The following is a 13,609-nucleotide window of genomic DNA, read 5'->3' as shown; positions in this document are numbered from 1 at the left end:
ATCATGACTCCGTTTCAGTATTAAATTCAGCATGTTTCGGTGGAAAACCAAACTGCTTTTTAAATTCTCGGCTAAATTGAGAAGAGCTCTGATATCCAACAGCATAAGCCGCTTGAGCCACACTTTGGTCTGCGTTTTGCAACAATTGTTTTGCCTTATGCAACCGAACCACTTTTAAATATTGCAATGGTGAATATTGTGTGACTTGTTTAAAGGCTTTATGAAATGCAGAAGTACTCATATTGGCTTGCTCTGCCAGCATTTCAACTGTTAATTTCTCGGTAAAATGATGTTGAATATATTCACAAATTTTATAAATCGGTCTGAGATTGCCCTGAGCGACCAAGCCTGTTAAGGCATCAGCACCTGAATGTTGAATAACGCGATAGAGCAACTCACGTTTAATTTGATCTCCCAAGATCAATACATCCTGTTGAGACGTCAAGGTATTTAATAAACGGATAAGGACATTCGATATCGTTTGGTTATATTGGATCACACTCATTCCTGTGGTGAGTGGCTTAAACTGGTAATTTTCAAAATAAGTTTTAGCCAGTAGCTCATTCACCATATCCGCTTCCAATTTCATGCTGATCGCAATCATCGGTGTTTCTGGACTGGCTATGGTGTCACAGTCAAAGGGCATCGAAACTGAGACAATTAGGCATTCGTCTTGCTTGAATGAATAAGTTTCGGTACCAATATAGCCACGTTTTTGACCTTGCAAAACAAACACGAGGGTTGGTTCCTGCAACACCGCAATCGGTGGTGTGTTGTGGTCAACACGCATCAAGGTAATGCCATCAATCGAGGTAGCAAAAAAACCTTCTTTATGTACCAGTTTTAGAAATAAATTGATCAGTGTTTGGTCATTCATCATGTGTCATCTGATGATTGGAAATGTGATTTTTATTATTAAATAGCAAACAGATAAAAACTGTTAGTTTTATGCAGAATTAGGCATGGAAAAGAGAGTTTTTGATGAAACGCATTTCATTGTCTATAACTACTAAAATTTAGTTCTCAACACTAATTGAAATATTTATAAATTTTTTAATAATTTTTTTAATTCATGGGCGACCTGATCTTCGTTATACATATATTCTCCTCCACTAGGAGCATAGGAGGCTAACATTAGAATAATGTTATCTACTAACTCTCGTTTTAACTCCAGATTTTCAAGTAGAAATTCTATATTATTAGCATTCTTTTTAGATATATCCTTTTTATCTATAAATTGTTTAATACAATAAATTAACTCATTTCTAACCATCTTTATTCCACAATGAATTTAAACTATTCAACCAATCTAGCTGATAATTATCTTTAATAAAACTGACTCGAATCCAACATCTGTAAGGTAATCTTTTTCACTTCATCACGACTTTGCATAATATGCGCTTCAATCGCATTGATCGCTTGTTCAGTGTGTCGATCGAAAATAAAACCCAAGATTTTTTGATGTTCTTGATAAGTTGCTTCAATCCGATAATCTTTAGAAAAATCCAAACGGCGAATAATCCGAATGCGCTCACTTAAATCCCGATGAATCCTCGCCATTTCATTATTGCCTGAAGCTCGGACCAAAGCACAATGAAAATCCTCATCCTGCTGAGAAAGTTGTTTAATGTCTTTTAAATACTCAGAAGGTTGTACCAACCAAAGGTCTTTTAACACTGACAACTCAACTGAGTTATGATGATCAATTTGACAGAGTTTACGAATCGAATCTTTTTCCAAAACAATACGTACATCATAAAGTTCTTCATAGTAACGAAAGTTAAGCGGTCGAATCTGCCAACCGCTCCGAAAGCTCACATCAACATAGCCCTCTTGTTGCAAGCGATACAAGGCTTGTCGGATTGGGGTCCGACTCACATCATAGGCTTTGGCAACTTCGGACTCAGTAAAGCGTTCACCTGGCATCAATTTGAAATCAAAAATATCATTCTTGATACGTTGGTAAACTAGCTCAGACAGATTGTCTGAGCCTTTGGTTGTACTTTTTATGTTGATGTTCGCTTCTTTCATGAAACCCTATTCCATATATACCAATGGTTCGCCACTGTGTACGGTTTGCCCTGCCCGGCAAATAATGGCTTTAACAATACCATCCTCTTCCGCATAGACAGGTAATTCCATTTTCATGGCTTCAATAATAGCAACAGTTTCACCTTTTTTGATCTCTTGACCATGTTCCACAAAGATCTTCCAGATATTTCCTGTCATTGAAGCATTTAAAGATGAAAGATGGCTGTAATCAACATGATTGGTTTGCTCCACTTGCTGCTCAGGTTGTGCAGCAAACTCTTCTTTCCAACGGCTCACCTCAGTGCTAAAGGCCTGTTGTTGCTTGTCTTTAAATGCCGCGATGCTTTCCGCTTCATTGTCCAAGAACTGCACATAATCTGCATAGTCAAACTCAGTTTCTTCAATCTGAATTTGGGCACGACCATTTTCAAAATCAGCACGCCATTCATTCAATTCAGCTTCAGTCACAGGGAAATATTTAATCTGGTCAAAGAATTGCAAGAACCATTGTTTATCACCAAATTGCTTGTTCTTTTTAAACTTGTTCCAAATTGGCAACGTTCGCCCAATCAGCTGATAACCACCGGGTGAATCCATGCCATAAATACACATGTACATCCCACCAATACCAACAGTACCTTCCGCAGTAAAAGTACGTGCAGGATTGTACTTAGAGCTGAGTAAACGGTGACGTGGATCAATCGGCACCGCACATGGCGCTGTTAGATAGACATCGCCCAAACCGAGTACTAAATAATTGGCGTCGAAAATAATGTCTTTGACTTCATCTCGATGTGCAAGCCCATTAATTCGTTGGATAAAATCAACATTATTCGGCAACCACGGCGCTTTAGCACATACACTTTCCTGATAACGCTCCACTGCACCTAAAGTCGCACTGTCCTCAAACGCCATTGGCAAATGTACAATACGCGATGGAATCTTAAGCTGGCTTAAATCGCCCATTTCATCTTCAAGTTTAAGCAATTGATGAATGAGCTCAGCTTGAGGAATCACCAGACCATCATATTTGATTTGTAGTGAACGTACGCCCGGTGACAGTTCCAAAACACCTGCAAGATTGGCATCACGGATCATTTGAATGAGTTGATGCACACGCAGACGAAGCGCCAAATCTAAAACATTTTCACCATATTCGAGTAAGATATAGCTATCACCTGCTTGGCGATACACAGTTTTTGGCGATAAATCAGTTGGTTCACGTTGAGCCAAAATGGTGGTAAACACGTCTTGAGCTGGTTCAATCGTTTCAACGACTTTGGCAGCAGCGGCAAAGTTCTGGATATTGTCGATTTGTTTCCGTTCTAATGCATTGGCTTGTTCCGCTGTGATTGGGTAAAAACGGATTTTGTCATCGGCTTTCAGTTGACCTACTTTCCACAGTTCAGCTTTGGCAATGGTTACTGGACACACGAAGCCACCTAAACTTGGGCCATCTTTTGCCAAAATCACAGGGAAATCACCTGTAAAGTTGATCGCACCAATGGCATATTCACAGTCATGCACATTGGATGGATGTAGGCCTGCCTCCCCGCCATTCTCTCTGGCCCAGCTCGGTGTCGGACCTGAAAGTCTGACCCCTAACCGGTTTGAGTTAAAGTGAACCGTCCACTCAGAGGCAAAGAACTCTTCCACATATTCAGGTTTAAAGAAATCAGGCGCGCCGTGTGGCCCATATAGCACTGCGATTTCCCATTCATTACTATATTCAGGGATTAAATCTGTCGATAAGGCTTGTGGTGTGTCAATTGCCAATGGTAATTCAGCATTTGCCAAGCTTGAATCAACCATTTTGATCATATCGCCAACGCGCAAAGTACGTCCTGCATGACCACCAAAATTACCTAGTGCAAAGGTTGAACGGCTACCTAAATACAAGGGTACATCCAGTCCATCACGCACGGCTAAATAAGTACGGCAACCAGAAGCCACTTGACCAACTTTTAAAATTTGACCTGCTTTGACCTTAATCGGTTGCCAAAAAGCAATCAGTTGATCGTCCAACACAGCAGTACAGCTTGCACCCGTCAGTGCAATGGTGGTATCTGCATGAAATTTTAATGTTGGCCCAACCAAGGTAAATTCAAAACCCGCTGCTTTGGCATCATTGCCGACAATACGATTGGCCAGTTGGAATGCATAATCATCCATAGGGCCAGATGGTGGTACACCAATATCCCAATAGCCTGTACGCCCAGGATAATCTTGAATTGAACTCAATGTACCTGCTTGAATCACTTCAATGACTTTTGGTGAATAGTCAAAATCATCAAGCATACGTGTCCAGATTTGCATGGATTCAAAACGTTGGTCAGAAACAATCGCACGTGCATAATCCAAGTTGGTGCTGATGCCATTTAAACGGGTTTCAGCCAAAACCACTTTTAGTTTTTCAATCGCAGTGGCTCGATCCTCCGCATGCACAATAATCTTGGCAATCATTGGATCAAAATACTGGGAAATTTCGGTACCTGTTTTCACCCAAGTATCAACACGGATACCTTCTGGAAATGAAACTTCAGTGAGCACGCCCGGGCTTGGCTGGAAATTTTTCACAGGATCTTCGGCATAGACTCGGACTTCAATTGCAGCCCCTTGGGGTTGGATATTGCTGAGATAGTCCCAATCCAATGCATCGCCAGCCGCCACTTTGAGCATACACTCAATCAAGTCGAGACCAGTGACCATTTCCGTTACGGGATGCTCCACCTGTAAACGAGTATTCACTTCAAGGAAATAAAACTCATCCCGCTTGGCATCATAAATAAACTCAACCGTTCCTGCGCTGCGATAATTGACAGAGCGCCCCAGTTCTACAGCAGCTTGATGTAACTTTTTACGGGTTGCTTCAGGTAAGTTCGCTGCAGGTGTTTCTTCAACCACTTTTTGGTTACGACGTTGCAATGAACAATCACGCTCTCCAAACGCAACCACTTGACCTTTACCATCACCAAAAATCTGTACTTCGACATGACGTGCTTTATCAATAAAGCATTCAATAAAAATACCTGCATCTTTAAAGAACTGCTCACCTAGGCGTTTCACGCTTTCATAAGCATCGGCCAGTGCTTGTGGGGTGTCGCAACGGGTCAGGCCAATACCACCACCACCGGCGGTGCTTTTGAGCATGATTGGATAACCAATACGTTCAGCCGCAGTCAATGCTTCCTCTAAACTGTCCAACAAACCTGTACCAGGGGTCATTGGTACATGGGCGGCTGCGGCAAGTTCACGTGCACGGTGTTTTAGACCAAATTCCAGAATCTGTTCTGCAGTTGGTCCCATAAAGGCAATATTATTTTCTTCACATGCACGAGAAAAATCTGCACTCTCAGACAGGAAACCATAGCCCGGAAAAATTGCTTCTGCCCTAGTCTGTTTAGCAGCTTGAATCAGTTTTTCGATACTCAAATAAGTATCTGCTGGCTTTAAACCATCCAGTGCAATTGCAACATCTGCATCCTGCACATGCTGAGCATAACGGTCGCTGTCCGAATAAACCGCGACACTGGTAATGCCTAATTTTTTCAGTGTTCGAATTGCTCTAACAGCAATTTCACCACGGTTTGCAATAAGTACGGTCTTAAACATGATGATTTCCCCCTGAAAATTAATTCGCTGCATTTGCTACTTGGTTATTGCGATGTTGGATATACGCTCTCCAACCGCCAAAATGGCTGATATTCTCTGCATCGCCTAAGCCATAAGGTTCACAAATAAAGCCTTTAACCCAACGACCATCCTCTAGTTCGACATTGCCCATACCCAATGGCGTTGGAATTTCTGCTACAAACTCACCGAAGCGTGCTGTTGGTACATCCCAAAGCTCGACAATGATGCTTTGTCCATCTTGCTGGCGAGCCAAACCAGGTTTTGGCGGAACCGTGCCATTTAAGGCATAAAGCGCATAATCCTGAGAAGTTTTGGTGGTTTCAACATGAACCGCACCGCGTGTGGTGAGTTGAAAATTCAGTGGCATTCCAGTTAAATGCGCACCGACAACCGCGACACGAATATGATGAGGTGACACCAAAGTCGGTGCACTTGCTACAGCTAATGTCTTATCTAAAGCACCCAATTTCAGTGCTAAATAGTTCTGCCATGCTTTACCAAAATGGACTAAAGCTGCATCGTGCCAAGCAGGTGCAATTAAAGTGATACCAAAAGGTAAGTTGTCTGCTCTAAAGCCTGCGGGTAATGCCAAGGCACTTAAATCAGCGAGGTTGGTGAAATTGGTATAAGTGCCAAAATGCGCGTTATATCCAATTGGGTGTTGTTGCATTTGCTCAATGGTATAAATCGTTGGTGAAGTTGGCACGATCAAGGCATCAAACTCAGCCAAGCTGTCTTGAATTTTTCGGGTTAAATCCTGTTTTAGATATTCAGCGTTGTAGGCATCGACGGCTGAATACTTTTCACCTTGTTGAATAATCTCTAAAACGGTCGGATCAAAATCAGCAGCATTGGTTTTGAGTAGATCAGCAGCCGCAGCGGTACGCTCTGCGACCCAAGGGCCTTGATAAAGCTGTGCTGCAAGTTGCTCAAAAGCAGAAAAGTCAATGCGAGTGATTTCCGCATTTAAACTTTCCAGTAATTGAATGGTGTGTTGAAAGGCTTTTTCGGCCGATTCATCACCAAAGAAATTTAATTTATTCGGAATCGCAAATTTCAATTTGCTGGAAAAACGAGCAGGTACATTTTTTGGATGTTGACGTGAATAGCTATCTAAAGCGTCATAAGCTTCGACTTGAGCGGCAACCAATTCAGCATCAGTCACTGTGAGAGCGAAGATTGAAATACAATCAATACTCTTTACTGCGGGTAATAGACCACGATTAGAAAAGCGGCCTTTGGTTGGCTTTAAACCGACAATATTATTAAATGCTGCTGGCACACGTCCTGACCCAGCGGTATCAGTTCCTAAAGAAAATGGAACTAAACCTCTTGCTACCACACTGGCAGAACCTGAACTTGAACCACCACTGACATATTCAGGTTTAAAACTATTCGGTACTGCCCCAAATGGTGAACGTGTGCCAACCAAACCTGTGGCAAATTGATCAAGATTGGTTTTACCAACGACAATCGCGCCGGCTTGTTTAAGTAAACGAACAGTTTCAGCATCTTGTGTTGCAACAGTATTTAATGCCTTACATGCTGCTGTGGTAACAAAATCAGCCACATCAATATTGTCTTTGACTGCAAATGGCACACCATAGAGAGGAAATTGTTTTTGCAGATTTTCAGCATCTTGAGTCAGTTGCTTTAAAGATTGGATTTGTTGCTCAACTAAATCTGCACTCGCAAGAGAAATCCAAGCAACGTCCTTAGGATCAAGTGCAGAAACTAACTCCTTCAAAATATCGAGTTGAATTTCTTGCTTTAAGTACGCCGTTTGCCATTCAGAAATTGTCCAGCCTAAAGTTTTTATTTCGCTCACTTTATGAATCCTATCTTGTATACAAGTTTGAATAGATAAAAGCAGAAAGTGTGCCAATAATTTTTTTAATATATAAATTAATAGCTTAATAAATTTATTAAAGTTTTATGCGGTTTGAATGGTTTATTGATGGTGCTAAAAAGATCCGACAAGAATATGTATGCGCTATAACTCAGCAAATTTTTATTGAGAAAGAAAGAATCAAAACAAAGATGATGAAATACTGTTTAAATTATTTATATTTATAAGATTATTTATTTACTTTTAGATAATTGGCTAAATCTTCAAACTCAGTTGCAACAGCCTGAATTGCTTGCTGCTCCATTGCTCTAAATTTCTTGAGCACCACTTGCCCCAATTCGGTTACCACTGCACCACCACCATGCGTTCCGCCTGTTTGGGTATCGACCAGATTGGAATGAAAGCATTGATTCATGGTATCAACCAGTTGCCAAGCACGGCGATAACTCATGTCCATAGACTTTGCTGCTTGAGAAATTGAGCCTGTACGATAGATTGCTTCAAGTAGCTCAGCTTTACCTGGACCAAAAGCAATCTGCTCATCAGATAAGATTCGCACATGTAGCTTTAATTGTGCTTTTGACATTGCATATTACCCAAGATTTGATGATGTATTTCACACCATCAAATCCTATCATTTTTAAATTAGAAATGAATCACAGTACGAATCGACTTACCTTCATGCATTAAGTCAAAGGCATGATTAATATCGTCCAACGGCATAGTATGTGTTACGAATGGCGCTAACTCAATTTCACCTTTCATTGCATCTTCTACCATTTTCGGTAATTGGCTACGGCCTTTTACACCACCAAAAGCAGTTCCCATCCATTTACGTCCTGTCACCAACTGGAATGGACGTGTTGAGATTTCTTGACCTGCACCTGCAACCCCAATAATAACCGATTGTCCCCAGCCACGATGTGCACATTCCAGTGCCGAACGCATCACATTGGTATTGCCAATACATTCAAAAGAATGGTCAACGCCCCAACCTGTCATTTCAACAATGACTTGCTGAATAGGTTGCTCATAATCTTTTGGATTAAGGAAATCTGTTGCGCCAAACTGTTTTGCCAGTTCAAATTTATCTGGATTGGTATCAATGACAATAATACGTCCAGCTTTGGCTTGACGTGCGCCTTGTACAACTGCAAGACCAATACCACCTAAACCAAACACAGCAACACTGTCACCTTCCTGTACTTTCGCAGTGTTCTGTACTGCACCAATCCCTGTGGTTACACCACAACCGAGTAAACACACTTGTTCGTGATTGGCTTCAGGGTTAATTTTTGCTAGAGACACTTCTGCAACAACGGTGTATTCACTAAAGGTTGAACAACCCATATAGTGATAAATCGGTTGTCCATTATAAGAAAAACGTGTTGTGCCATCTGGCATCACACCTTTACCTTGAGTTGCGCGAACAGCAACGCATAAATTGGTTTTGCCCGATTTACAGAATAAGCATTCTTTACACTCAGCGGTATACAACGGAATCACATGGTCACCGACTGCAACACTGGTCACGCCTTCACCAACCTGCACCACAACCCCTGCACCTTCATGGCCTAGCACTGCGGGGAAAACACCTTCAGGATCATCACCTGACAAAGTGAAGGCATCAGTATGGCACACACCAGTATGGGTAATTTTAATGAGGACTTCACCCGCTTTAGGTGGTTCAACATCAAGCTCTACGATTTGTAATGGTTCGCCAGCGGCAAAAGCAACGGCTGCACGAGATTTAATCACAATGACACTCCTGAATTTTACTTTAAATAAGATTTAAGAATTTTACTGACTTGAATAAGCTCTTGACTGCGTTGCAACTCAGAAGATTCACCGACAACCAGTGTATCTTTTAAATGAATTTCGAGAAGTTCCGTCATCAAACCATTTAATGCACCACGAACTGCACAGATTTGCTGCAAGATATCAGCACATTCTGTGTCACTTTCCAAAGCACGTTCCACACTCTGAACTTGGCCTTGGATTCGTTTTACACGTGTGAGAATCTTTTTTTTATCCTCTAATTGTTTAGGCATAATGTCGACCACATTAAATCTAAAAATATACTATACACCAGTATAGTACTTAAGCTCAATATTTATTGATCTAGATTCTATTAGGCTGTACTCATTGGAACTTATTTACATATAAAATTAAATTATTAAAATGATAACTTATTGATTATATTTATAATTACATTTCACCCTTGGAACAAACAAACATTTAGATATATAAGAAAATCAATCATCTATACATTACTGTTGGATCCACACGCTTGATCAATAAAATGATAAACAATTCATACCATTTTAAGATAATGACACTTGTTATCATGTTAGGAATTGGTGGTTGTTCTTTGCCACCCAACCAGAACCATGATCGGAGTAACTCCTTGCATACGAAAACAAAGTGGATGAATGATCCACAAGCCGATCTTAATATTGAAAAAGGTTTAACTGCATTTTTAGCATTGGATGATGCCTTCTTAAGTATTGCCTCTCGTATTCATTTAATTCGAAATGCCAAGCATCAACTGGATTTACAATATTATATTTGGAATGACGATGCCATTGGCAACATGATGCTGAATGAGTTGCTCAAAGCTGCTGATCGCGGGGTAAAAGTCCGTTTATTGATTGATGATCAGAATGGCATAAAACTAGATAAAACCTTAAAAGCCCTCGCCCAGCATCCAAATTTTGAAATCCGTATTTTCAATCCTTATAAGTTTAGGCACTTACGCTTTATTGATTATGTTTTTAGACTGAAACAGATTAATCATCGTATGCACAATAAGCTCACTATTGCCGATCATTCAATCGCAGTGACGGGTGGGCGTAATATCAGTAGTGAATATTTTGATGCCAGCGACCAGTTTCAATTTAGCGATATGGACATTTTGTTCTACGGTAAAGCCATCGATCGCGCGGAACAGGTTTTCGATGAATTCTGGTCAGATAAGCTCAGTTATTCAACAGAACAATTAATGGGTTCTGGTACACCTCAACAACTGGAAAGTTTAAGAAATACTTATAAAGCCTTAGATCAGGTTGATACACCCACCGAAGATAAACTCGAAGCCGCTCAAGATTATTTAAAATTACGTCTACAAAACTATCCGATCCAATGGGCAAAAGCGCATTTTGTCGCAGATCATCCGAATAAGGCCTTAGGACAAGCCAAAGATCAGGAACTTTTATATGCTCAAGTTCTGAAAATTATGGGTAAACCAGAACAACATATGGAGTTGGTCTCCGCTTATTTCGTACCAACTAAACAAGGAACCACCTACCTCAATCAACTCACCAAAGATGGTATTCAAGTCCGTGTCTTGACCAATAGCTTAGTGGCGAATGATGTCGCCGTGGTACATTCTTTTTATAGCCAATACCGTAAACCACTTTTACAAAGTGGCGTGCAACTCTATGAGTTTAAACCGAATATTGAACGTAAAAAACGGACTTGGTATGAAATTGCGACAGGTAGCGTGATTCCTGTAAAAGGCAAAAACCGTTCAAGTTTGCATGCCAAATTTTTTGATGTCGATGGAAAAGTTTTTATTGGATCGTTTAACTTTGACCCGCGCTCTGCTCATCTAAATACAGAAGTTGGTTTAGTGGTTGAATCTGATCATTTACAAGACCAGATCACCGCCATGCTTGATCAGCATTTATTACAAGTGGCTTATCAGCTCAAATTAGATCAAAATGGCAATATTGTTTGGTATGAGCATAAAGAAAATGGTGAAGTAGTTGAACATCATCATGACCCTGAAAGTACCAGATTTCAGCGTTTTACCATGCACTTTGTGTCTTATTTTCCTGTTGAATGGATGATGTAAACCTATAGCGAGTTGATATAGACTCGCTATAACGACTTAATTCATATTCATTTCAAATAAACACAGCCCTTCTATCTCTAACGGTATCTTAATCTGTGTAAAAAATGCCTGTTTGAGTGCATCAAAATGCTCTTGTTTGGTCATATAAAGCTGATCATTTTGCATCGCATGTGCTGCGCACAAATGATCACAGACTAAATAATAGCCTTTGGGTTTCAATAAAGTTTTTACGATTTTATGGAAATCTGTTGCATAGCATTTATGTCGAAGCTCATGTAATGCTTGATGGATAATAATAAAATCATACTTCTGAGAAAATGTACTCTGCCAATTAGCCTCTTTAAAACTTCCAACCAAATAGGTTGCACGTGCTCTTTCAGCGGTATTGAGTTTTTCTTGTGCCAGCTGATGCATCGCCGCTGAAAAATCAAAAGCAGTATATTCAATATTAGCAAGTTGCGAGAGCAAATATTGAGCTAAAAAACCTGGCCCAGAACCGAGTTCTAGTACCTGATATTGTTCAGAAAGATGCTGTCTAATGAGATTGGCATAATACTCAAAGAAGTCCTTGCGCCATGGCCTTTTTATATTCGCGGTTTCTTGCCATTCCAAAGCATCAGCGAAATTTCTTAAATCAATTGGGCTTGCGACATCCTGCATTTATTTCCCTCATTTTATAATTAGACTAAACCAATTTGTTCAAAAAATTGTTTGTAGGCTTCTGCTTTCTTTTCTAGTGCTAATGGATATGCTCGCGATGACGATGGTAATCGGTATAGATTCAGCTCTCGATCAGCATAATTTACCTGTACAGATTGTCCAATCATAGGCTTAATGGCTTGTTCTGGAAAATGCTGCATCAGCGTATCTGTGGCCTTATCCCCTGTCGTCATGATGGTATGACACAGTGGAATTTGTTCAAGTAATTTGGATAAATCTGTCGGCGTGACAATTTCTAAAAATTTATCAGAAGCATTACCTTGCAAACGTTTCACTTGATAGGCCGTGTCAAAGATTCCTACACCAATTTGAGTTAAGAACTCACGGATCAGTTGCTCTTTAAAGTTTTTATTGGGCAAATCTAAAAAGTAATCTTTATCTTTAAAGAAAATCAGGCCGAAAATTCTCCACATATCATTTTGAAGGTTTGGATAGTAGAAATCCATTTTCCAGCGGTTTTGTGGCGGTGGAAAACTGCCAAGCATCAGCAGCTTTGCAGTCGCAGGTAAAAAGGGTTGCAATGGATGTGTTTCTATTTCTATATCAGTCATTTATATAAAGAGCCAATTTTTAAATTAAGCGAAAAGTTTCGTTTATTTTATAGAATCTTCTAGTGTTTTGCTTGGTTCTTTTGTTGATTAAAATTTCACCTTAACAAAATTTTAACAATATCTTTTATTGGAATGAGATTTGAATTTGCTGATCTGACAGCAGTAGATTAAATGAAAATTTGCTTCCAAGTCATAGCAAAACCGCTTTTTAAAGCGGTTTTGGGGGTACTTGTTCAGCTTCGATTGCGGGAGTCTAACAACAATTTTAAGCTATTGATTTTATACAAGCTTACTCAACACCTAACATGCTTGTATAACGCATGTATAACATTCAACCTTGATTAAATATGATTAACAACAGTCTTTTTTGTTCAACTCCTATTTTCGGAGTGAAATTCAGGATTCAGATTTTGCATTGTATTTAATCTTTAAAAATCTGCTCATCTTATCTGATGTAGAATGACTATATCTCTATAAATTTTTCCTTTGCATCAAGTGTGAACAACTATAGACTTTATTTTTCTTTCCCTTAATACTAATAAGGATAATTCTAAAAATCAGTTTTTTCTCAAGGTGGGGATTGTGGAGTCAACAGAGTTACAAGAAGGTTCATCTTTTTCAAAAATAAAGCTTGATGCTGAAGATTTTAGACGTCATGGATTACAAAATATATTTGGTGATCCACTTTATGGCACAGATGAAAAGTATAATTTTTATTATGATGAGACCAATAATATTAGAAGCTTATATTTAACTAACAATGGTACAAATGCTGAGTTCAAAAATTTTGTTCTAGGTGGTATCGTTCACTACCCTGATAATAATATTGATACTGATTATTTAAAAAAAATTTATCTTTGCAAAAAACTGCAAAAGAAATCAAATTCAAACAACTTGCTACGGGCAATTTCTTAGGAGTATTGAACTCACATAAAATAATTTTTTTAAATTGGCTTATTAAAAATGATA

12 protein-coding genes are annotated in these 13,609 nt (G+C 39.5%); 2 read left to right on the top strand and 10 right to left on the bottom strand.

What is annotated here, in order from left to right; translation table 11 throughout:
- Nucleotide 1 precedes the first annotated feature (1 nt).
- The 8 genes from GBI66_RS12305 to GBI66_RS12270 form a co-directional block, all read right to left on the bottom strand.
- Complete coding sequence (locus GBI66_RS12305; RefSeq protein ID WP_151716293.1) at nucleotides 2-880, bottom strand: AraC family transcriptional regulator; 879 nt, start codon at nucleotides 878-880, stop codon at nucleotides 2-4.
- Between the two features lie 162 nt (nucleotides 881-1,042).
- Nucleotides 1,043-1,273 carry a hypothetical protein gene (locus GBI66_RS12300; protein ID WP_004806879.1) on the bottom strand — a complete coding sequence of 77 codons (231 nt, stop codon included), beginning with the start codon at nucleotides 1,271-1,273 and terminating at the stop codon, nucleotides 1,043-1,045.
- Between the two features lie 53 nt (nucleotides 1,274-1,326).
- Nucleotides 1,327-2,031, bottom strand: a complete 705-nt coding sequence (locus GBI66_RS12295; protein WP_151716292.1) for a GntR family transcriptional regulator — start codon at nucleotides 2,029-2,031, stop codon at nucleotides 1,327-1,329.
- A gap of 6 nt (nucleotides 2,032-2,037) precedes the next feature.
- On the bottom strand, nucleotides 2,038-5,643 hold the full coding sequence (gene uca, locus GBI66_RS12290) for an urea carboxylase (protein WP_151716291.1): 3,606 nt from the start codon (nucleotides 5,641-5,643) through the stop codon (nucleotides 2,038-2,040).
- Nucleotides 5,644-5,662: 19 nt separating this feature from the next.
- The gene (gene atzF / locus GBI66_RS12285) at nucleotides 5,663-7,492 is read right to left on the bottom strand and encodes an allophanate hydrolase (protein WP_151716290.1); all 1,830 of its coding nucleotides are present in this window, start codon (nucleotides 7,490-7,492) and stop codon (nucleotides 5,663-5,665) included.
- Nucleotides 7,493-7,742: 250 nt separating this feature from the next.
- Nucleotides 7,743-8,099, bottom strand: coding sequence for a winged helix-turn-helix domain-containing protein (locus GBI66_RS12280; protein WP_005188250.1), 357 nt, complete (start codon nucleotides 8,097-8,099; stop codon nucleotides 7,743-7,745).
- Between the two features lie 59 nt (nucleotides 8,100-8,158).
- A complete protein-coding gene (locus GBI66_RS12275) occupies nucleotides 8,159-9,268 on the bottom strand; it encodes an S-(hydroxymethyl)glutathione dehydrogenase/class III alcohol dehydrogenase (protein ID WP_032859012.1) in 1,110 nt (369 codons plus the stop codon).
- Between the two features lie 20 nt (nucleotides 9,269-9,288).
- A complete protein-coding gene (locus tag GBI66_RS12270; protein ID WP_004806866.1) occupies nucleotides 9,289-9,564 on the bottom strand; it encodes a metal/formaldehyde-sensitive transcriptional repressor in 276 nt (91 codons plus the stop codon).
- A 296-nt stretch (nucleotides 9,565-9,860) separates the two neighbouring features.
- On the opposite strand from GBI66_RS12270, the gene GBI66_RS12265 reads away from it, so the two are divergent.
- On the top strand, nucleotides 9,861-11,369 hold the full coding sequence (locus tag GBI66_RS12265; RefSeq protein WP_151716289.1) for a phospholipase D family protein: 1,509 nt from the start codon (nucleotides 9,861-9,863) through the stop codon (nucleotides 11,367-11,369).
- A 36-nt stretch (nucleotides 11,370-11,405) separates the two neighbouring features.
- On the opposite strand, the gene GBI66_RS12260 is transcribed toward GBI66_RS12265, so the two are convergent.
- Nucleotides 11,406-12,029, bottom strand: coding sequence for a bifunctional 2-polyprenyl-6-hydroxyphenol methylase/3-demethylubiquinol 3-O-methyltransferase UbiG (locus tag GBI66_RS12260; protein ID WP_151716288.1), 624 nt, complete (start codon nucleotides 12,027-12,029; stop codon nucleotides 11,406-11,408).
- A gap of 20 nt (nucleotides 12,030-12,049) precedes the next feature.
- On the bottom strand, nucleotides 12,050-12,640 hold the full coding sequence (locus GBI66_RS12255) for a uracil-DNA glycosylase family protein (RefSeq protein ID WP_151716287.1): 591 nt from the start codon (nucleotides 12,638-12,640) through the stop codon (nucleotides 12,050-12,052).
- Nucleotides 12,641-13,222: 582 nt separating this feature from the next.
- On the opposite strand from GBI66_RS12255, the gene GBI66_RS12250 reads away from it, so the two are divergent.
- Nucleotides 13,223-13,555 carry a hypothetical protein gene (locus tag GBI66_RS12250; protein ID WP_151716286.1) on the top strand — a complete coding sequence of 111 codons (333 nt, stop codon included), beginning with the start codon at nucleotides 13,223-13,225 and terminating at the stop codon, nucleotides 13,553-13,555.
- Nucleotides 13,556-13,609: the final 54 nt, after the last annotated feature.

The organism is Acinetobacter sp. TUM15071 (assembly GCF_008980925.1).
Classification (GTDB): domain Bacteria; phylum Pseudomonadota; class Gammaproteobacteria; order Pseudomonadales; family Moraxellaceae; genus Acinetobacter; species Acinetobacter dispersus.
The sequence above is the reverse complement of the archived record's forward strand: the minus strand, read 5'-3'. Positions and strand labels throughout refer to the sequence as shown.